At 40.5% G+C, this 19,819-nt stretch carries 18 protein-coding genes and 2 riboswitches; all 18 genes read left to right on the top strand.

The features are described 5' to 3' along the window. Nucleotides 1-52: 52 nt before the first annotated feature. The 18 genes from J2S10_RS10185 (at nucleotide 53) to J2S10_RS10100 (ending at nucleotide 19,815) form a co-directional block, all read left to right on the top strand. Nucleotides 53-2,440: a 3-hydroxyacyl-CoA dehydrogenase/enoyl-CoA hydratase family protein gene (locus J2S10_RS10185; RefSeq protein ID WP_307407256.1), complete on the top strand. Its 2,388-nt coding sequence runs from the start codon at nucleotides 53-55 to the stop codon at nucleotides 2,438-2,440. A 158-nt stretch (nucleotides 2,441-2,598) separates the two neighbouring features. Further along, nucleotides 2,599-3,774 carry an acetyl-CoA C-acetyltransferase gene (locus J2S10_RS10180; RefSeq protein ID WP_307407254.1) on the top strand — a complete coding sequence of 392 codons (1,176 nt, stop codon included), beginning with the start codon at nucleotides 2,599-2,601 and terminating at the stop codon, nucleotides 3,772-3,774. Between the two features lie 71 nt (nucleotides 3,775-3,845). Next, nucleotides 3,846-5,630: an acyl-CoA dehydrogenase family protein gene (locus J2S10_RS10175; protein WP_307407251.1), complete on the top strand. Its 1,785-nt coding sequence runs from the start codon at nucleotides 3,846-3,848 to the stop codon at nucleotides 5,628-5,630. 218 nt (nucleotides 5,631-5,848) lie between these two features. Next, a complete protein-coding gene (locus J2S10_RS10170; protein ID WP_307407249.1) occupies nucleotides 5,849-6,205 on the top strand; it encodes an arsenate reductase family protein in 357 nt (118 codons plus the stop codon). An 89-nt stretch (nucleotides 6,206-6,294) separates the two neighbouring features. After that, the gene (gene gcvH, locus J2S10_RS10165; protein WP_307407246.1) at nucleotides 6,295-6,678 is read left to right on the top strand and encodes a glycine cleavage system protein GcvH; all 384 of its coding nucleotides are present in this window, start codon (nucleotides 6,295-6,297) and stop codon (nucleotides 6,676-6,678) included. Nucleotides 6,679-6,988: 310 nt separating this feature from the next. Next, entirely contained in the window at nucleotides 6,989-7,345 is a 357-nt protein-coding gene (locus J2S10_RS10160) for a toprim domain-containing protein (protein ID WP_307407244.1), read from the top strand. An 11-nt stretch (nucleotides 7,346-7,356) separates the two neighbouring features. Further along, the gene (locus tag J2S10_RS10155) at nucleotides 7,357-7,665 is read left to right on the top strand and encodes a thioredoxin family protein (protein WP_307407242.1); all 309 of its coding nucleotides are present in this window, start codon (nucleotides 7,357-7,359) and stop codon (nucleotides 7,663-7,665) included. Between the two features lie 280 nt (nucleotides 7,666-7,945). After that, nucleotides 7,946-8,302 carry a hypothetical protein gene (locus J2S10_RS10150; protein WP_307407240.1) on the top strand — a complete coding sequence of 119 codons (357 nt, stop codon included), beginning with the start codon at nucleotides 7,946-7,948 and terminating at the stop codon, nucleotides 8,300-8,302. Nucleotides 8,303-8,371: 69 nt separating this feature from the next. After that, nucleotides 8,372-8,471: riboswitch (SAM riboswitch) on the top strand. 95 nt (nucleotides 8,472-8,566) lie between these two features. Further along, complete coding sequence (locus J2S10_RS10145) at nucleotides 8,567-9,883, top strand: O-acetylhomoserine aminocarboxypropyltransferase/cysteine synthase family protein (RefSeq protein ID WP_307407239.1); 1,317 nt, start codon at nucleotides 8,567-8,569, stop codon at nucleotides 9,881-9,883. 134 nt (nucleotides 9,884-10,017) lie between these two features. Beyond that, nucleotides 10,018-10,124, top strand: a riboswitch (SAM riboswitch). A gap of 176 nt (nucleotides 10,125-10,300) precedes the next feature. After that, nucleotides 10,301-11,326, top strand: a complete 1,026-nt coding sequence (locus tag J2S10_RS10140; RefSeq protein WP_307407237.1) for a methionine ABC transporter ATP-binding protein — start codon at nucleotides 10,301-10,303, stop codon at nucleotides 11,324-11,326. Further along, complete coding sequence (locus J2S10_RS10135; RefSeq protein ID WP_307407235.1) at nucleotides 11,319-11,990, top strand: methionine ABC transporter permease; 672 nt, start codon at nucleotides 11,319-11,321, stop codon at nucleotides 11,988-11,990. The genes J2S10_RS10140 and J2S10_RS10135 overlap by 8 nt, the downstream gene beginning before the upstream one ends. A 22-nt stretch (nucleotides 11,991-12,012) precedes the next feature. Beyond that, nucleotides 12,013-12,855: a MetQ/NlpA family ABC transporter substrate-binding protein gene (locus J2S10_RS10130; protein WP_307407232.1), complete on the top strand. Its 843-nt coding sequence runs from the start codon at nucleotides 12,013-12,015 to the stop codon at nucleotides 12,853-12,855. 448 nt (nucleotides 12,856-13,303) lie between these two features. Further along, nucleotides 13,304-14,089 carry a Fe-S cluster assembly ATPase SufC gene (gene sufC, locus J2S10_RS10125; RefSeq protein WP_307407230.1) on the top strand — a complete coding sequence of 262 codons (786 nt, stop codon included), beginning with the start codon at nucleotides 13,304-13,306 and terminating at the stop codon, nucleotides 14,087-14,089. A gap of 18 nt (nucleotides 14,090-14,107) precedes the next feature. Further along, complete coding sequence (gene sufD / locus J2S10_RS10120; RefSeq protein ID WP_307407228.1) at nucleotides 14,108-15,418, top strand: Fe-S cluster assembly protein SufD; 1,311 nt, start codon at nucleotides 14,108-14,110, stop codon at nucleotides 15,416-15,418. Continuing rightward, entirely contained in the window at nucleotides 15,418-16,647 is a 1,230-nt protein-coding gene (locus J2S10_RS10115) for a cysteine desulfurase (RefSeq protein ID WP_307407226.1), read from the top strand. Before sufD ends, J2S10_RS10115 begins: the two co-directional genes overlap by 1 nt. Continuing rightward, complete coding sequence (sufU, locus tag J2S10_RS10110) at nucleotides 16,637-17,077, top strand: Fe-S cluster assembly sulfur transfer protein SufU (RefSeq protein ID WP_307407223.1); 441 nt, start codon at nucleotides 16,637-16,639, stop codon at nucleotides 17,075-17,077. Before J2S10_RS10115 ends, sufU begins: the two co-directional genes overlap by 11 nt. Before the next feature lie 170 nt (nucleotides 17,078-17,247). Further along, nucleotides 17,248-18,645 (top strand): Fe-S cluster assembly protein SufB, encoded by a 1,398-nt coding sequence (sufB, locus tag J2S10_RS10105; protein WP_307407221.1) that lies wholly within the window; start codon nucleotides 17,248-17,250, stop codon nucleotides 18,643-18,645. Nucleotides 18,646-18,969: 324 nt separating this feature from the next. Further along, the gene (locus J2S10_RS10100) at nucleotides 18,970-19,815 is read left to right on the top strand and encodes a DUF72 domain-containing protein (protein ID WP_307407219.1); all 846 of its coding nucleotides are present in this window, start codon (nucleotides 18,970-18,972) and stop codon (nucleotides 19,813-19,815) included. Nucleotides 19,816-19,819 lie beyond the last annotated feature (4 nt).

The raw sequence follows: 19,819 nt of genomic DNA, 5'->3' as shown, positions 1-19,819 counted from the left end.
TTTTGACATAAAAATGAATGAGTATTCATTCAAAGTGTTGAAGGGGGAGAAAATGTTGAACCAACTTATTAAAAAAGCAGCTGTTCTTGGATCAGGTGTTATGGGATCGGGAATTGCAGCCCATCTGGCAAACATAGGCATACCAACGTTATTGTTGGATATTGTCCCGCGTGATTTAACCGAAGAAGAAAAAGCAAAAGGGCTTACAATAGAAGACAAACAGGTGCGTAATCGTATCAGTCAAACGTCTATTCAAAAATTATTAAAGCAAAAACCGGCACCATTAACTGTGGAAAAGAACTTAGCGCTTATTGAGGCGGGGAACCTGGAAGATGATCTTAGCAAATTAAGCGACGTTGACTGGGTTATTGAAGTCGTTGTTGAGAACTTGAATGTTAAAAAACAAGTGTTTGAAAAAGTGGACCGATATCGTAAACAGGGCAGCATTATAAGTTCCAATACTTCCGGAATTTCCGTTGAAGCAATGGTCGAAGGAAGATCGGATGACTTTAAAAAGCATTTCCTTGGCACCCATTTCTTTAATCCTCCGCGTTACTTGAAATTGCTTGAAGTGATTCCAACACAATATACAGACCCGGAAGTTCTCGCTTTCATGAAAACCTTTGGTGAAAATGTCCTTGGGAAAGGTGTTGTAACGGCAAAGGATACACCGAACTTTATTGCTAACCGCATCGGTACCTACGGACTCCTTGTTACCGTTCAAAAAATGTTAAAGGGCGGCTATAGTGTCGGCGAGGTAGATTCCATCACCGGACCGTTAATAGGCCGTGCCAAAAGTGCAACTTTCCGGACACTCGACGTGGTTGGATTGGATACGTTCTTTCATGTGGCGAACAATGTGTACGATAAAGTTGAAGGCAAAGAGAAAGAAGTTTTTGAAGTTCCTTCATTTATAAAAGCAATGGTGGAAAAAGGTTGGCTTGGAAGCAAATCAGGACAAGGATTTTTCTTGAAAAAAGGAAAGGATATTCTTGAATTGGATCCAACGACATTAGAATACGGTCCACGTAAAAAGCTTTCAACACCTGCAGTCGAGCTTAGCAAGCAGGAAAAAGGCACGGCCAATAAATTGAAAGCGCTTGTATACGCAAATGACCGCGCCGGAGAATTATTATGGAACATCTTTAGCCCGGTTCTAGTCTACTCCGCTCAGCTATTAGTCGAGATTGCAGACGATATCGTTGCCATTGACCGGGCGATGAAGTGGGGCTTCGGCTGGGAGATGGGGCCGTTTGAAACATGGGATGCCATCGGTGTTGAAAAATCAGTTCAAAAAATGAAAGATTCAGGACTTGAAGTGCCTGCTTGGGTTACGGATATGCTTGAAAAAGGCGCACCATCTTTTTATAAAGAAGAAAACAACGAGCTCTATTTCTATAACAAAGGCGAATACAAACCAGTGGAGTTCAATCCAAAGGTAATTAATCTTAAACAATTGAAGAAACAAAAAGGCATAATCAAAAAGAATAGCGGCGCCAGCCTCATTGATCTAGGTGACGGGGTTGCCCTGCTTGAATTCCATTCTCCTAACAATGCAATTGGTCTAGATATTCTGCAAATGATTACCTTTGCAGTTGATGAAGTAGAGAAAAACTACAAGGGACTTGTCATCGGCAATCAGGGAAAGAACTTCTGTGTCGGTGCCAACCTTGCGATGATTTTAATGGAAGCACAGGACGACAATGTTTATGAACTGGATATGGTTGTTCGTCATTTCCATCAGGCGATGCTGAAAGTTAAATACAGCTCAAAGCCTGTCGTTGCTGCACCGTTCGCGATGACACTTGGCGGCGGCGCAGAAATTTGCTTGCCTGCAGCCCATATTCAAGCTTCCGCAGAAACATATATGGGACTTGTCGAAGTGGGGGTTGGCTTAATTCCCGGCGGCGGCGGAAACAAAGAGCTTTATATAAAACATTTGGAAAGCATCCCGAATGGCGTGCAATTCGACCTGCAAAATGTTGCGAATAAAGTGTTTGAATCGATTGCTACGGCAAAAGTATCCACATCCGGGGACGAAGCACGCGAAAATAACTTTTTAAATTTTGCAGATGGAATCAGTATCAATGGAGATCATCAGCTATACGATGCCAAACAAGCTGTTCTTGCTTTACATGAAAAAGGCTATAAGCCAAAGGTGCGCAAAAAGGTCCCTGTAGTAGGTGAAACAGGATACGCGACGCTTTTACTCGGGGCAGAAGCCATGCGCTTGTCAGGTTATATTTCAGAGCACGATTTAAAAATTGCCAAAAAGCTAGCCTTTGTAATCGCAGGCGGCAAAGTACCATTTGGAACGGAAGTAGATGAACAATATTTATTAGATTTAGAAAGAGAAGCATTTTTAAGTCTTGTTTCTGAACCAAAATCACAGCAGCGGATGCAGCATATGCTTGTTAATGGTAAACCATTACGTAATTAAGAAAAGCGTAAGCGCCTTGGTCAGCCCCGACAAGCGCTGGAGGGCCTGACGGTGAAGTCATGTTTTTTGACTTCATTGTCAGGACCGAAGCGACCTCGAGGGGCTAGGCGCTGAAGCTAGACAAAATTAATAGATTAAAAGAAAGAGAGGGTACTTTCATGAGAGAAGCGGTAATCGTGGCCGGAGCTCGGACCCCGGTGGGCAAGGCGAAGAAAGGAACGCTTGCCCATGTTCGCCCTGATGATTTAGGAGCATTGGTTGTAAGAGAAACATTAAAGCGTGCCGGAAATTATGAAGGAAATATCGATGATCTAATCATTGGCTGCGCGATGCCGGAAGCGGAACAAGGAAACAATATGGCCCGTAACATCGGGGCATTGGCAGGACTTCCATATACGGTTCCTGCGATCACAATTAATCGTTTTTGTTCTTCAGGACTGCAGGCAATTGCCTATGCGGCACAAGGAATTATGCTTGGCCATACGGATACAGCTATCGCAGGCGGAGCAGAATCAATGAGCCTTATTCCGATGATGGGGCATGTCGTTCGTCCGAACGTAAAATTGGCAGAAACAGCACCGCAATACTATATGGGAATGGGTCACACAGCCGAAGAAGTTGCCAAGAAATACGGCATTTCCCGTGAAGACCAGGACGCATTTGCCGTGAGAAGCCACCAGCGTGCTGCAAGAGCGATTCAAGAAGGAAAATTCGTGGATGAAATTGTTCCCGTAGATGTTACCTCCCGCTCTGTTGGAAAAGACAATAAAATCGTTGAAAAAACAATTCAATTTTCTCAGGATGAAGGAGTTCGCCCGGATACGAACCTTCAATCACTGGCAAAGCTTCGCCCGGCTTTTTCTGTAACAGGTTCAGTTACGGCAGGAAATGCCTCACAAACAAGTGACGGGGCTGCAGCAGTGATGGTAATGGACCGTGAAAAGGCAGAAGCCCTTGGTCTTATGCCTCTAGCGAAATTCAGATCGTTTGCGGTTGGTGGGGTACCACCGGAAATTATGGGTGTCGGTCCTGTTGTCGCCGTACCAAAAGCTGTGAAGCTGGCAGGTTTAGAATTATCCGATATCAACTTGTTCGAATTAAATGAAGCCTTTGCTTCGCAGTCGATTCAGGTTATTCGCGAACTTGGCCTAAATGAAGAGAAAGTAAATGTCAACGGCGGTGCAATCGCCCTCGGACATCCGCTAGGCTGTACAGGCGCCAAACTTACATTATCACTTATTCATGAGTTAAAACGGAGAAACGAGCAATTTGGTGTCGTAACGATGTGTATCGGCGGCGGCATGGGTGCTGCCGGAGTGTTTGAATTACTTTAAGAAGAATTAGGGGTGGAAGCATATTCCCTTATTGGACCTAATAGCAAGATAAAAGATTAGGAGGAAATAAAATGTCAAATCAAACTGAAAAAATTATTAAAGGCGGAAGCTTTTTAATTGAAGATATTTCTTATGATCGTATTTTTACCCCGGAGGACTTTTCTGATGAGCACGTAATGATTGGAAAAACAGCTGAAGATTTTGTTGAAAACAAAGTTCTTCCGCAAATCGAACATTTAGAACACCATGAATTTGACCGTACGGTAAAGCTTTTAAAGGAAATGGGCGACCTTGGTCTATTAGCAGCCGATGTACCTGAAGAATTTGACGGTTTGGGACTGGATAAAATAACATCTTCACTCATTACGGAAAAAATGTCAAAGGCTGGCGGATTCTCACTTTCTTACGGTGCTCACGTCGGTATTGGATCCTTGCCTATCGTATTATTCGGGAATGATGATCAAAAAAGAAGATATTTGCCCTCGCTTGCATCAGGTGAAAAACTTGCTGCTTACGCATTAACTGAGCCGGGTTCTGGTTCCGATGCCCTTGGTGCGAAAACAACAGCTAGATTAAATGCTGCCGGTACACACTATATCCTTAACGGTGAAAAGCAATGGATTACAAATGCCGGCTTTGCTGATGTTTTTGTCGTTTATGCAAAGGTTGATGGTGAGCACTTCACAGCCTTCATTGTGGAAAGAGAGTTCTCCGGAGTTTCTACCGGTGCTGAAGAGAAGAAAATGGGAATTAAGAGCTCTTCTACTCGAACGCTTATTTTAGAGGATGTGCAGGTTCCGGTAGAAAATCTCCTAGGTGAATTTGGTAAGGGTCACGTTATTGCTTTTAATATCTTAAACATCGGACGTTATAAGCTGGCAGTCGGCGGGGTTGGCGGTTCTAAGAATGCCTTTGAAATCACGGTTAAATATGCAAACGGCCGTAAGCAATTCAAAACACCAATTGCCCAGTTCAATTTAACAAAAGAAAAATTCGGTACAATGGCATCCAAAATTTATGCTGCAGAAAGCTCAGTATACCGTACGATTGGTTTATTTGAGGATAACCAAGGAAGGCTTACTGAGGAAGAAGCAAAAGATATCAAAAAGGTTGCTAATTCGATTGCAGAATATGCAATTGAGTGTTCATTAAATAAATTCTTTAATAGTGAAGTATTAGACTATGTTGTCGATGAAGGCGTCCAAATTCACGGTGGATACGGCTTTATGCAGGAGTATGCTATTGAAAGAGCGTACCGTGATTCCCGTATTAACCGTATTTTCGAGGGAACAAATGAAATTAACCGCCTGTTGGTGCTAGGGACCTATTTACGTAAAGCGATGAAGGGAGAGCTTCCATTATTCCAAAAAGCCATGGCCCTTCAGGAAGAACTAATGATGCTTATGCCTGAAGAGCCTGGTGATGAGCCATTAGCCCAAGAGAAATATTTAGTGAAAAACGCGAAGAAAATCGGCTTGCTTGCGGCTGGATTAGCTGCTCAAAAATATGGCAAAGCGATTGAAAAAGAGCAGGAAATCTTCGTGAATATAGCTGATATCGTTTCTAATGCCTATGCAATGGAATCAGTCGTATTACGTACAGAAAAGGCGATTGCAAAAGAGGGCCTAGAAAAGAGCAAACAAAAGCTTCTTTATACGCAAATCTTCTGCCAGGAAGCCTTTAATCAAATTGAGCAGGATGCAAAAGAAACACTAGTCGCAGTTGAACATGGAGATACCCTTCGCATGATGATGTCCGCTCTTCGCAAATTTACTCGTCATACACCAATTAATGTAATTGCGAAAAAACGTGAAGCTGCAGATGTATTAATTGAAGCTGAACGCTATATTGTTTAATATCATGGAGGCTGGCTTATTTAGGTCAGCCTCCTTATTCGTTTTATAGAAAAATAATTAAGGAATCGAGAAGGATTTTTTGTAAATGAAGTCGAAAATTTTCTAATATACGGTTTTTTTGTCGGGTCCTACTGTTAGGAATTTCGACATTGATATGATACTATTCAATTGATAGGGAAACGTTATTGATTTTTAGGTTTTAAGGGTAGGTGAAACAGATGTCTTTGACTTTTTACTGGTATCCGAAATGCGGTACATGTCGAAATGCGAAGAAATGGCTGGATGCTCAGCATCTTTCCTACAAAGAAATACATATTGTTGAGAATCCCCCGTCTCGTGAGGATTTAAGGGAATTTTATCAAAAAAGCGGCTTGGATTTAAAAAAATTCTTTAATACCAGCGGTTTAAAATACCGTGAATTAGGTATAAAGGATAAAATGAAGTCAGCTACAGATGATGAACTCCTCGACTTACTTGCATCAGATGGAATGTTAATCAAAAGACCAATTCTAACTGATGGTGAAAAGGTAACGGTGGGTTTTAAAGAAGCTGAGTACGAGGAAAAGTGGCTGTAAGAGCTTAAACCACTCTCTTCAACTTCTTACATAGTGTAATCGATTTTATCGATGATAGATTTTTATTAAATTTATGGAGGGATTTTTTTATGACTACACCACAGGATTTACGTTATTCTGAGGAACATGAATGGGTAAAAGCTGAAGGGGAAAAAGTGCGTGTTGGGATTACTCATTTTGCACAGCACGAACTGGGAGATATCGTATTTGTTGAGCTTCCTGAAGTCGGCGATGAAGTAAAAGCGGATGAGCCATTTGGCAGTGTTGAATCTGTTAAAACGGTTTCCGAGCTTTATGCTCCTGTTAGCGGCAAGGTTGTCGAAGTTAACGAAGATTTAAGTGACAGCCCTGAGTTTGTGAACGAATCTCCATATGAAAAAGCATGGATGATTGTTATTGAAGTTTCTGACAGCAGCGAATTGGATAAATTAATGACTGCTGAACAATATGAAGAAATGATTAAAGAAGACTAAAATGAGATCAAAAGCACCTGTATTTTCAAGGTGCTTTTTCTATACCTAGAGAACTGTCTAGCGCTAAACGGGCGAATCCGCTTTTCTTGTTTTTTCCACTTTTTCTTGTCCTAATTTAGGGCATGCTGTAATAAAATGTGCTAAGGATAAAAAGCTGATTGGACTTTACAAATCCGAAAACCTAAGCAAATCCCTATTCTTAAAATAACAATAATGATATAGTTAACATACTAATAAGAAGGCACACGTTATTGAAACTTTGGAATATGTTAACAGAAAACAAACAACTTCTTTTCATAGGTGATCGAATATGAATGATTCGTATGTTGACAAAGTTCTTATTGTCGAAGGCAAGTCAGATAAAAAAAAGGTAAAGAGTATTGTAAAGGAACCTGTTGAAATCATCTGCACAAATGGAACGATCAGTATCACAAAATTAGATGAATTGATCGATTTCCTTGAAGACAAAGAGGTCTATATTCTTGTAGATGCGGATGAAGCTGGCGAAAAGCTCCGCAAGCAGTTTAAACGGGAGTTCCCGCATGCAGAGCACTTATATATTGATCGGATGTATCGGGAAGTAGCAACAGCTCCTGTAAAGCATCTTGCTACCGTTCTCTTAAGTGCAAATATCGACGTTCATACTCAATATCTTGAGAATTGCTGAGGCTTTTTAAGATGGAAGAATGGACTAGAGAAGAGTTAGTATCATTTATTGAAAATAAATCGTCCGGAATCGTTTATTTTTATACGCCTTTATGCGGGACATGTCAGGTCGCCTCCAGGATGCTCGAAATCATCAGAGAAATGGTAAATGTAGATCTGGGTAAAATGAACTTAAACTACCACCCTGATTTCGCGAAAGGCTTCGCAGTCGAAAGTGTTCCTTGCTTACTATTTATTAAGAATGGGCAAGTGGTCGAAATGGTTTATGCGTTCCACTCAGTCCCATACCTGTATGAGAAAATAAAAGAACTTTTATTATAAAGCAGATGCAAACAAGCATCTGTTTTTACTATGGCTATCCAATAGCTAACCTAACAGGTTTGTCCCTCAGAGCCCACTTCAAGAACAATCCACTATTTTTACCCTCGATTCCGAGTATTTTAGAGTTATTTCTTCATGAATTATCATTGATTTCGCCTAAATTGGAAGTAATTTCTCGAAAGTCTAAGGAGAGCGTTGGTTATTGTCGAACACTTTTAAAAGGATATAGAGTCTTTTTGGTGAATAGTTTGATATAAGCAAGAAGACTGGAGTGGTGGATATGATTGAAACGATTCAAACCTTTCTTCAGACTATAAAAGAGCGGAAGCATGTTCTTCAATTAATACAAAGTACAGATAAATTAATGATTCATTTTATTAGCGGCCCCAAAACGGTTCCTATTGCTTTAATAAATGGGGAGTTTTCATGGCTTCATGATACTGGGGAGAAATTCCTAGCATGTGAGATTGAAGGAGAGGGATCTGCAATTCAGCAGTTGCTTGAAGGGAAGGAAAAATTGCGGTTTCTCGTTAAGATAGGCCGGCTAAAGGTTAAAGCACCATTTCGTACTATTTTAATGCTAGAATCAATTTTTTATCTAACTAAAGTAGGGAATGAGCTTGATCAAATAATTTAATTAAAAGATTGACTATTATTGGCAATTCAGCGTATTATTTTTTGAATATTCAATTAATAATAGAAACAACTCTTATCAAGAGTGCGGAGGGACTGGCCCTGTGATGCCCCGCAACCTGTTGAAGACACGGTGCTAATTCCAGTAGACCACTAGCTCTGAAAGATAAGAAGAGAAGCTCCCTCTTCTAATGAAGTGGTTTTTTTTTGTATTCAGGTGATTAACATAATGATTTTTCATTCTACAAAAATGAAGGAGGAAAAACGTATGGGAGAGAACCAAAAGAAGTATCGATTTGAAACATTAAGTGTACATGGTGGCCTTGCACCAGATCCAGTAACGGGCGCCCGCGCTGTTCCGATTTATCAAAACAATGCCTATCAATTTAAAAGTACGGAGCATGCCGCCAATTTGTTTGCTTTGAGTGAAACAGGGTACATATACACTCGGATTCATAATCCAACCACAACCGTTTTTGAAGAAAGAGTGGCTTTGTTGGAGGGCGGAGTTGGAGCCCTTGCGGTTGCGAGCGGAATGGCTGCTATCACGCTAGCGATTTTAAATATTGCCGAGGCAGGAGACGAAATTGTATCTGCTTCTACCCTCTATGGAGGAACGTATAATCTATTTGCTGTTACCCTTCCTAAGTATGGAATCAAGGTGAAATTTGTTGACCCTGAGAAACCTGAAAACTTCCGAGAGGCGATTACGGAAAAAACAAAAGCAGTATTTGCAGAAACAATCGGTAATCCAAGCTTACAGGTTTTAGATATTGAAAAAATAGCGGAAGTGGCCCATGAAGCGGGTATTCCGTTGATTATTGATAATACTTTTGCGACCCCTTATTTATGCAGACCAATTGAATACGGTGCAAATATTGTTGTCCATTCTGCTACAAAATGGCTTTTGGGGAATGGAACAACAACAGGCGGTGTGATCGTAGACGGCGGTAAGTTTGATTGGAATTCACGGAAATTCCCCGGCTTTACAACACCGGATGCTAGCTATCATAATCTTGTTTATGCCCGTAGCTTGGGTGCAGCTGCGTATATTATTAAAGCACGTGTGCAGCTTCTCCGTGACCTTGGGCCCTCTTTAAGTCCGCAAAATGCGTTCCTGTTTACCCTTGGACTTGAAACACTGCATGTCCGGATGAAAGAGCACGTGGCCAATACAAAGAAGGTAGTGGAATATTTGTTAAGTCATCCTGCGGTTGAATGGGTATCCTATCCGGGGCACTCCTCCCACCCTAATTATGAATTGGCGCAAAAATACCTGCCAAAAGGAGCAGGATCGATTGTTGTTTTCGGTATTAAGGGCGGAAGAGAAGCGGGAGCTAAATTAATCGATTCGATTACTTTATGGGCACATGTAGCCAATGTTGGGGACGCGAAAAGTTTAATTATTCACCCTGCAAGTACGACCCATCAGCAATTAGATGCGGAAGGTCTAAAGGCATCAGGCGTCTCAGAGGATTTAATCCGTCTGTCTATTGGTATTGAGAATGTCGAGGATCTAATTGAAGACTTGGAAACTGCCATTGAAGCAGCAACAGGTTTAACTTCAATAACTGCAAAAGCATAAATTTCCCAATAATAATAGTGCGAAAAATGTAGAAAATTACGTTGACACTACATTTTATCCATGTTACGATAGCTTTTGTAATAAAATAATTTCTTAAATCATTTAACTTATAAATTGAATATAGATGCGAAAAGCTCTTATCGAGAGAGGTGGAGGGATGTGCCCGATGAAACCCGGCAACCGTCAATATTTATTGAAATGGTGCCAATTCACACAAAGCGTTAGCTTTGGGAGATGGGAGAAAGGACTATTTTAATAATGCCTTTCTGCCTATGCAGAAAGGCTTTTTATTTTTCTAAAATAATAGAATGTTTTGCATTAAATAGTCAAAGCCTATATTTAAATGATTAGAAGCGGTCGGAATTTTTGCAATAATGATGAAATTCCACATAAAACGGGTAAAAAGTAGGTGAGTCAATGATATCAATCAAAAATGTCCAAAAGTTTTATCCTTCCAAACAGGGACAACTAAAAGCGGTAGACGAAGTAAACCTGGAAATCAATGAGGGTGAAATATTCGGGGTAATTGGATATAGCGGAGCAGGAAAGAGTACCTTAATTCGAATGTTAAACGGGCTGGAGCTTCCGACTAATGGTTCCATTACAGTGGCAGGACGAGTAATTTCTGAGATAAAAGGCAGGGACTTGCGCCTGGCACGCCAAGAAATTAGTATGATATTTCAACATTTTAATTTGCTTTGGTCAAGGACTGTAAGGGAAAATATTGCTTTTCCTTTGGAAATTGCCGGTGTCAAAGGCCCTGAACGGATGAAGAAAGTTAATGAGCTTATTAAACTGGTTGGTTTAGAGGGAAGAGAAAATGCTTACCCGTCACAGCTGAGCGGCGGACAAAAGCAAAGAGTGGGGATTGCCAGGGCTCTGGCCAATAACCCGAAGGTTTTACTTTGTGACGAAGCAACCTCAGCACTTGATCCACAAACGACCGATTCTATTTTGGAATTGTTAGTGGATATTAACAAAAGGCTTGGTTTGACAATCGTCTTGATTACTCATGAAATGCATGTTATCCGGAAAATTTGCCATCGGGTTGCTGTCATGGAAGGTGGAAAAATCGTTGAACTCGGACCGGTTTTAGATGTGTTTAAAAACCCTCAAGCGCCGATTACAAAACGATTTGTCCAGCAAGTCACTGAGCCTGAAGAAACAAAAGAAACAGCTGAGCATTTGCTTGAACGCTACCATTCGGGTCAGGTGGTACAGTTGACCTTTATCGGTGAAACAACCCAGCAGCCCCTAATTACAAATGTAATCCGCCATTATAATGTAACGGTTAATATCCTTCAGGGGAAAATTTCGCAGACCCGAAGCGGTTCATATGGAACTCTCTTTATTCATCTGGATGGGGACGATGTAGAAGTTAACAAAGCAATTGACTATATTCGTTCACAGCAGGTTGGAGTGGAGGTGGTTACAAATGAATAATGGCCAATATTTTAAGGATATTGATTGGCAGGCCATGTGGGATGCCACCGTTCAAACTCTTTATATGACAGGTATATCAGTAGTAGCAACCTTTATTTTGGGGATTGTCCTTGGTTTGTTGCTTTTTCTTACAACTAAAGGGAATATGTGGGGAAATAAACCGATTAATACGGTGATCAGTGCTTTTGTTAATATCTTTAGGTCGATTCCGTTTATTATTTTAATCGTTTTATTAATTCCCTTAACTATGATATTAGTTGGATCCATGATTGGTGAGAATGCAGCACTTCCAGCCTTGATTATTGGAGCATCTCCGTTTTATGCAAGAATGGTAGAAATCGGGCTTAGGGAAATTGATAAAGGTGTAATCGAAGCAGCAAAGTCTATGGGTGCAACAACAGGCACGATTATCTGGAAGGTTTTGCTCCCGGAATCGATGCCCGCGCTTGTTTCAGGAATTACGGTTACAGCGATTGCGCTCGTTGGCTATACAGCAATGGCAGGTGTAATTGGAGCCGGTGGTCTTGGAAACCTCGCATACTTAGAAGGATTCCAACGAAATCAAAATGATGTAACAGTAGTTGCTACCATCATTATTTTAGTTATTGTTTTTGTTATTCAGTTTATCGGTGATTTTATCACTTCTAAAATAGATAAAAGATAAAAGATAAAAAGGAGAGTCTATCATGAAAAGATGGTTAAGTTTAGTTTTAGCTTTATCACTTGCACTAGTATTAGCCGCATGCGGTTCAGCATCATCAACTGATAAATCGCAAGGGAGTAACAAAGAAGTAACATTAACGGTTGGAGCTTCCAACGTTCCGCATGCTGAGATTTTAAAGCAAGCACAGCCAATTTTAAAGGAAAAAGGCATTAATTTAAAAATTGTTACATTCCAAGATTATATTTTGCCAAACAAGGCTCTTGCTACAAACCAAATAGATGCAAACTATTTCCAAACGATTCCTTACTTTAATTTGCAAATGAAGGAAAACGGCTATAAGTTTTCCAACGCTGGTGGAATCCATATTGAGCCGATCGGTGTTTATTCAAAGAAATATAAGAGCCTAAAAGATCTTCCAAATGGTGCACATATTATCATAAGCAACTCCGTTTCTGATCATCCTCGTCTTCTTTTAATGCTTCAGAAGTTGGGCTTGATCGAATTAAAACCGGGAATTGACCCGCAGCAATATGATATTAAAGATATTGTTTCAAATCCAAAGAACTTAAAACTTGATGCTAATTACGAAGCAGCTTTATTGCCAAAAATCTATAAAAACGGTGAAGGCGATGCCGTTCTGATTAATTCTAACTATGCAATTGATAATGGGTTAGACCCAATGAAAGATTCGATTGCACATGAACCAAGTGATCCAAAATCACCTTATGTGAATATCATTGCAGTTCGTAAAGGTGACGAAAACAAACCAGCAATTAAAACACTTGTTCAAGTACTTCATTCAAAACAAATCCAAGACTGGATTAAACAAAAATATCACGGGGCCGTTCTTCCGGTTTCTGAGTAATAAATTAGGATAGAAAGCAGGCACCCGCCTGCTTTTTTGCTTATTCATTATAGGAAGAAAAAAGGTAAGTTAAAATCTAAAAAATTGCCCAACTTACTTTAGACAAATAGAAAATACATGAAAGCATTTTTGTGGGTAAAAATAGATAAGACTCGGACCTCCGTTAGTCTTGGCAAAAGATAAAAAAGTAAGGTATGATTTAAAGCGAGCGTTTATCCAGGTGCTATAACAGAAATAAAAATCTGAATTTTTATAAAAAAACCCCTTTGGATCATCAGCTCATTCTCATTTAAGTTATATTTAGTGAAAATCATAGCCAGTTATCACTGTTTATGAGTTGCTAATACATTTCATTTGTTATAAGATTGTAATGAGAATAAAATGAGAATAAGATCGAGACCACTTTTGGTCTACAAAGATACAAAACTTTCTTTTCGGAGGTATAAATATGGCTGGATCAACTTTAACGATCAAAGATTTACATGTAGCAATTGATGGGAAAGAAATTTTAAAAGGTGTAAACCTTGAAATAAAAGGTGGAGAAATCCATGCAATTATGGGACCAAACGGTACCGGTAAATCCACTTTATCTTCAGCAATCATGGGTCATCCAAAATATGAAGTGACAAGCGGAAATATTATTTTAGACGGACAAAATGTTCTTGAAATGGAAGTAGATGAGCGTGCTCGTGCCGGTCTATTCCTTGCGATGCAATATCCAAGTGAGATTAATGGTGTAACAAATGCTGACTTTTTGCGTTCAGCTCTTAATAGCCGACTTGGCGAAGGAAATGAGATTTCACTTATGAAGTTTATCCGTAAAATGGATAAGCAAATGGAATTTCTTGAAATGGACCTTGATATGGCACAGCGTTACTTAAATGAAGGCTTCTCCGGCGGGGAGAAAAAGCGTAATGAAATCCTGCAATTAATGATGTTAGAACCGAAAATTGCCATCCTGGATGAAATTGATTCCGGATTAGATATCGATGCATTAAAGGTTGTTTCCAAAGGGATCAATGAAATGCGCGGAGAAGAATTCGGCTGCTTAGTTATTACTCACTATCAACGTCTTTTAAACTATATCACTCCTGACTATGTCCATGTAATGATGCAAGGCCGTATTGTTAAATCCGGAGGACCTGAGCTTGCACAACGTTTAGAAGCAGAAGGATATGACTGGATCAAGAATGAGCTCGGAATTGAAGATGAAACAGTTGGTCAAGAAGCGTAAGAGTTAGGAGGGATTACTATGACAATTGAAACGAAATTACCGTTTGACAAGGAATATGTTAGCTCCTTTTCAAAAGAATTGGGCGAACCCGCCTGGTTGGAGGAGCTTCGTTTAACAGCATTAGCCAATGTTGAAACATTGCCAATGCCCAGACCCGATAAAACAAAGATTGATAAATGGAATTTTACACAATTCAACCGTCACAACGTAAAAAGTGCACCATTTACATCTCTTTCGGAGTTGCCGGAAGAAGTGAAAGCATTAGTTGACGTTGAGTCAGGAAATAAGAATGTATATATCCAACGGAATCAAGTACCGGCATTTTTAACTTTAACAGATAATCTTAAAAATAAAGGTGTTATCTTTACAGATATTTTTACAGCGGCACGGGAACATGGTGAACTGCTGAAAAAATATTTTATGACACAAAGCGTCAAAGCAGACGAACATCGTCTGACTGCCCTTCATGCAGCACTTGTTAACGGGGGAGTTTTCTTATATGTCCCGAAAAATGTAGAAATTTCTGAACCGATTCAAGCGGTGTTTTTACAAGATGATGCTGATGCCAATCTTTTCAACCATGTTATTGTTGTTGCTGACGATAATAGCTCGGTTACGTATGTTGAAAACTATATTTCCACGCTTGATGCGGCAAATAGTGTATATAATATCGTAACCGAAGTAATTGCTAACACAAATGCACGCGTTCAATACGGTGCTGTTGATAATCTTGCCAAAGGAATTACTACCTATGTGAACCGTCGCGGTGTAGCCGGAAGAGATGCCCGGATTGAATGGGCACTTGGCTTAATGAATGAAGGTAATACGATTTCTGAAAATACCACTAATCTAGTGGGCGACGGCTCCTACGGGGATACAAAAACAGTTGTGGTTGGACGCGGGGATCAAATACAGAATTTCACAACAAAAGTCGTTCATTTCGGAAAACATACTGAAGGATACATCCTAAAGCATGGTGTCATGAAAGACAGTGCCACTTCAATTTTTAACGGAATTGGTAAAATTGAACACGGCGCCACTAAATCGAATGCAGAACAAGAATCACGGGTGTTAATGCTTAGTGAAAAAGCACGCGGTGATGCAAATCCGATTCTGTTAATTGATGAAGATGATGTAACAGCAGGTCACGCAGCATCTGTAGGCCGTGTAGATAAAGTGCAGCTTTATTACCTAATGAGCCGAGGCATTCCGAAAGCTGAAGCAGAACGATTAGTTATTCATGGCTTCCTTGCACCTGTAGTGAACCAACTTCCAATTGATGGAGTAAAAAAACAATTAACTGAAGTGATTGAAAGGAAAGTACGATAATGAATATCCGAGATATTCGTAACCAGTTTCCTATTTTAAATCAGGAAGTTAATGGCAAGCCACTTGTTTATTTGGATAGTTCCGCTACATCGCAAAAGCCGATTCAGGTAATTGAAACCATTGAAAAATATTATAAAGAAATCAATTCCAATGTCCACCGCGGTGTTCATACATTAGGAACAAGAGCTACGGATGCCTACGAAGGGGCAAGGGAAAAGGTTCGTAAATTTATCAATGCGAAATCAACGCAGGAAGTTATTTTTACAAGAGGAACGACGACCTCATTAAATACAGTTGCGGCAAGTTATGCGGCAGCGAATTTAAATGCAGGCGATGAAATCGTTATTACTTATATGGAGCACCACAGCAATATTATTCCATGGCAGCAGGTAGCCAAGCGGACCGGTGCTCAGTTAAAATACATTCCGCTTCAAGAGGATGGAACGATTTCTCTTGATGATGTTCGTGCAACAGTTACCGCTAATACAAGGATTGTTTCTGTCATGCAAGTATCGAACGTGCTTGGCGTTATTAATCCGGTGAAAGAAATTGCCCGAATTGCCCATGAAAACGGAGCAATCATGGTTGTTGATGGCGCACAAAGTGCTCCACATATGAAAATTGATGTCCAGGATTTAGATTGTGATTTTCTTGCTTTTTCCGGTCATAAAATGTGCGGTCCAACAGGGATCGGTGTCCTTTATGGGAAAAAACATTTGCTGGAAAACATGGAGCCGATCGAATTCGGCGGTGAAATGATTGATTTTGTTCAATTGTACGAATCTACATGGAAAGAGCTTCCCTGGAAATTTGAAGGCGGAACACCTATTATTGCAGGCGCAGTCGGTCTCGGTGCTGCCATTGACTTTTTAAATGAGGTCGGACTTGATACGATTGCCGAACACGAGCATAAGCTTGTTGCTTATGCATTAGATAAAATGTCTTCCGTTCCGGGGTTAACCATCTATGGCCCGCTGGACGCAGCAAAACGTGCAGGACTCATTACGTTTAATTTAAATGATGTTCATCCGCATGATGTAGCAACTGTTTTGGATGCAGAAGGGATTGCCGTCCGGGCAGGACATCACTGTGCACAGCCGCTAATGAGATGGTTGAAAGCATCAGCTACGGCTCGTGCCAGCTTTTACCTATACAATACGGAAGAAGATATTGATAAACTTGTTGAAGGGCTTGTTAAAACAAAGGAGTATTTCAGCGATGTCTTCTAATAATTTAGATAATCTCTACCGTCAGGTTATCATGGACCATTATAAAAATCCTCGTAACCGAGGAGTTCTCGAGGATGGCAGTCTGACGATAAATATGAATAATCCCACTTGTGGTGACCGGATTCAATTGACGATGAAAGTCGAAGATGGAACGGTGACAAATGCAAGGTTTGAGGGAGAAGGCTGTTCCATTTCAATGTCCTCCGCTTCGATGATGACCCAAGCGATTAAGGGGCGAAAAGTAGAAGAAGCATTGAAGCTGTCGAAGATTTTTTCAGATATGATGCAAGGAAAAGCCTATGAGGATGATATTGATCTAGGTGATATTGAAGCACTGCAAGGGGTTTCAAAATTTCCGGCAAGAATTAAATGTGCGACATTAGCGTGGAAAGCAATGGAAAAAGGATTACAGGAAGAGGAACAACAATAAAACACTAAAAAGCGGTTTTTAGAATGGACTGATGTCCAGCTCCGCGCCTAGACCCTCGGGGTCATAAGCCAATCCGTCCTGAAGGTTAAAAAGCAACCTTCAAGCCGTCTCGTCTTATGCCTGCCGGGGCTGTGCAAGGCGCTTCCGCTCCAAAAAGGAGGAACACGACAATGGCGAAAAAAATGCCGGAAATCGGTGATTATAAATATGGTTTTGCCGATAAAGACGTCTCCATATTCCGTTCAAAGCGTGGTTTGACACGTGAAATTGTTGAAGAAATTTCAAAGCTGAAGAATGAACCGCAATGGATGTTAGACTTCCGCTTAAAATCATTAGAACATTTTTACAATATGCCGATGCCACAATGGGGCGGAGATTTAAAATCATTAAACTTTGATGAAATTACGTATTATGTAAAACCATCTGAGAAATCCGAAAAGTCTTGGGATGAAGTTCCTGAAGAAATTAAAGCGACATTTGATAAGCTTGGCATTCCCGAAGCAGAGCAAAAGTATCTTGCCGGAGTTTCCGCTCAATATGAATCCGAGGTTGTTTACCACAACATGAAGGAAGACCTGGAAGCATTAGGGATCGTCTTTAAAGATACGGATTCAGCCCTTAAGGAAAATGAAGACATTTTCCGTGAGCATTGGGCAAAAGTAATTCCGCCAACGGATAATAAATTTGCCGCGTTAAACTCAGCTGTTTGGTCCGGCGGATCGTTTATTTATGTTCCAAAAGGCGTAAAGGTAGATACTCCATTACAGGCGTATTTCCGTATCAACTCTGAAAATATGGGACAATTCGAACGGACACTCATCATCGTTGATGAGGGCGCGCATGTACATTACGTTGAAGGCTGTACAGCACCTGTCTATACGACGAATTCCTTGCACAGTGCAGTTGTTGAAATCGTTATTAAAAAAGATGCCTATTGCCGTTATACAACGATTCAAAACTGGGCGAACAATGTCTTTAACCTTGTTACGAAGCGTGCGGTTTGTGAAGAAAATGCAACAATGGAATGGATTGATGGAAATATCGGTTCGAAGTTAACAATGAAATACCCGGCCGTTATTTTAAAAGGAGAAGGCGCCCGCGGTATGACTTTGTCGATTGCAATTGCAGGCAAAGGCCAGCACCAGGATGCAGGAGCAAAAATGATTCATCTGGCTCCAAATACTTCTTCTACCATCGTTTCAAAATCGATTTCAAAGCACGGCGGTAAAGTAACCTACCGCGGCGTTGTTTCCTTCGGACGTAAAGCTGACGGTGCCCGTGCCAATATCGAATGTGATACGTTAATTATGGATAATCTATCTACATCAGATACAATTCCATATAATGAAATCTTAAATGACAACATTTCACTTGAGCACGAGGCGAAAGTGTCAAAAGTATCAGAAGAACAGCTTTTCTACTTGATGAGCCGCGGTATTTCTGAGCAGGAAGCAACAGAAATGATCGTAATGGGCTTCATCGAGCCGTTTACAAAAGAATTACCAATGGAATATGCCGTTGAAATGAACCGCCTGATTAAGTTTGAGATGGAAGGTTCAATCGGTTAATAAATTGCTTAAAACCGCTTACCGAAATGGCAAGCGGTTTTTTCTGTTTACTGTCGGAAAGAGTTCATTTACTGTCGGATAGACTTCGTTAACTGTCGGAAGGAGTTCATTTACTGTCGGAAAGCCCTCATTACTGTCGGAAAGACTTCATTTACTGTCGTAAAGCATCAATTTACTGCAGGCTAGCCTTCATTTCCAATCGAAGGGAGTTTTTTTTGTGAGAAGCAGTTACAATGGTGAAAATGGGTTAATTCCGCCAATCGAAAATCTAACATCCAATGGGAAAATAGGTTATGCTAATATTAAGAAATAGAGGTGATTTTATTGATCTATATTGGTGTAACAGGATGGGGAGACCATGACAGCCTATACCCCGGTCAAAATTTCCCGAAGAATAAACTAAAGGCATATGCAGGACATTTTCCCATCGTCGAAGTTGATTCTGCCTTTTACGCGATACAGCCAAAGCGAAACGCTGAAAAATGGGTCAATGAAACACCGGAGTCCTTTGAATTTATCGTAAAAGCCTATCAAGGAATGACAGGCCATATGAGGGGAGATATCCCTTTTACTAATAAACAAGAAATGTTTAAGGCGTTTAAAGAGTCCCTGGAACCATACCTTGAGAAACAAAAATTAGCGATGGCCCTGTTTCAATTTCCGCCATGGTTTTCATGTGTTCGTGAAAATGTTGAATATCTAAGATGGTGTAAAAATGAAATGGGTGAAATTCCATGTGCACTTGAATTCAGGCATCAATCGTGGTTTACTGCCAGATTTCGTGAAAAAACACTTGATTTTATGAAGAAGGAACAATGGATACATAGTATTTGTGATGAACCGCAATCAGGAGAGGGTTCGATTCCAACCGTTTTATCCGCGGTAGATTCCGAAAAAGTGTTGGTGAGATTTCATGGACGGAACCTTCATGGCTGGCAAAAGAAGAGTACCGATAATTGGCGGGAGGTCCGCTATCTCTATCGCTATAATCAACGCGAATTACAGGAATGGGCAGGTTCTATTCAAACATTAACGAAGGAATGTCCAAATGTTTATCTGCTTTTTAACAATAATTCGGGCGGAGATGCAGCAGACAATGCTAAGGAAATGATTGACTTATTACATATAAACTATAAGGGGCTTGCTCCAAGGCAATTGGATTTGTTTTAAAATT

The sequence above is a fragment of the Neobacillus ginsengisoli genome (assembly GCF_030813055.1).
Note: the sequence above shows the minus strand (reverse complement) of the source record. Positions and strands in the feature narration are given on the sequence as shown.

Coding starts and splice junctions, on each gene's coding strand:
- J2S10_RS10185 (WP_307407256.1), top strand. CDS start 53: ATGTTGAACCAACTTATTAAAAAAGCAGCTGTTCTTGGATCAGGTGTT.
- J2S10_RS10180 (WP_307407254.1), top strand. CDS start 2,599: ATGAGAGAAGCGGTAATCGTGGCCGGAGCTCGGACCCCGGTGGGCAAG.
- J2S10_RS10175 (WP_307407251.1), top strand. CDS start 3,846: ATGTCAAATCAAACTGAAAAAATTATTAAAGGCGGAAGCTTTTTAATT.
- J2S10_RS10170 (WP_307407249.1), top strand. CDS start 5,849: ATGTCTTTGACTTTTTACTGGTATCCGAAATGCGGTACATGTCGAAAT.
- gcvH (WP_307407246.1), top strand. CDS start 6,295: ATGACTACACCACAGGATTTACGTTATTCTGAGGAACATGAATGGGTA.
- J2S10_RS10160 (WP_307407244.1), top strand. CDS start 6,989: ATGAATGATTCGTATGTTGACAAAGTTCTTATTGTCGAAGGCAAGTCA.
- J2S10_RS10155 (WP_307407242.1), top strand. CDS start 7,357: ATGGAAGAATGGACTAGAGAAGAGTTAGTATCATTTATTGAAAATAAA.
- J2S10_RS10150 (WP_307407240.1), top strand. CDS start 7,946: ATGATTGAAACGATTCAAACCTTTCTTCAGACTATAAAAGAGCGGAAG.
- J2S10_RS10145 (WP_307407239.1), top strand. CDS start 8,567: ATGGGAGAGAACCAAAAGAAGTATCGATTTGAAACATTAAGTGTACAT.
- J2S10_RS10140 (WP_307407237.1), top strand. CDS start 10,301: ATGATATCAATCAAAAATGTCCAAAAGTTTTATCCTTCCAAACAGGGA.
- J2S10_RS10135 (WP_307407235.1), top strand. CDS start 11,319: ATGAATAATGGCCAATATTTTAAGGATATTGATTGGCAGGCCATGTGG.
- J2S10_RS10130 (WP_307407232.1), top strand. CDS start 12,013: ATGAAAAGATGGTTAAGTTTAGTTTTAGCTTTATCACTTGCACTAGTA.
- sufC (WP_307407230.1), top strand. CDS start 13,304: ATGGCTGGATCAACTTTAACGATCAAAGATTTACATGTAGCAATTGAT.
- sufD (WP_307407228.1), top strand. CDS start 14,108: ATGACAATTGAAACGAAATTACCGTTTGACAAGGAATATGTTAGCTCC.
- J2S10_RS10115 (WP_307407226.1), top strand. CDS start 15,418: ATGAATATCCGAGATATTCGTAACCAGTTTCCTATTTTAAATCAGGAA.
- sufU (WP_307407223.1), top strand. CDS start 16,637: ATGTCTTCTAATAATTTAGATAATCTCTACCGTCAGGTTATCATGGAC.
- sufB (WP_307407221.1), top strand. CDS start 17,248: ATGGCGAAAAAAATGCCGGAAATCGGTGATTATAAATATGGTTTTGCC.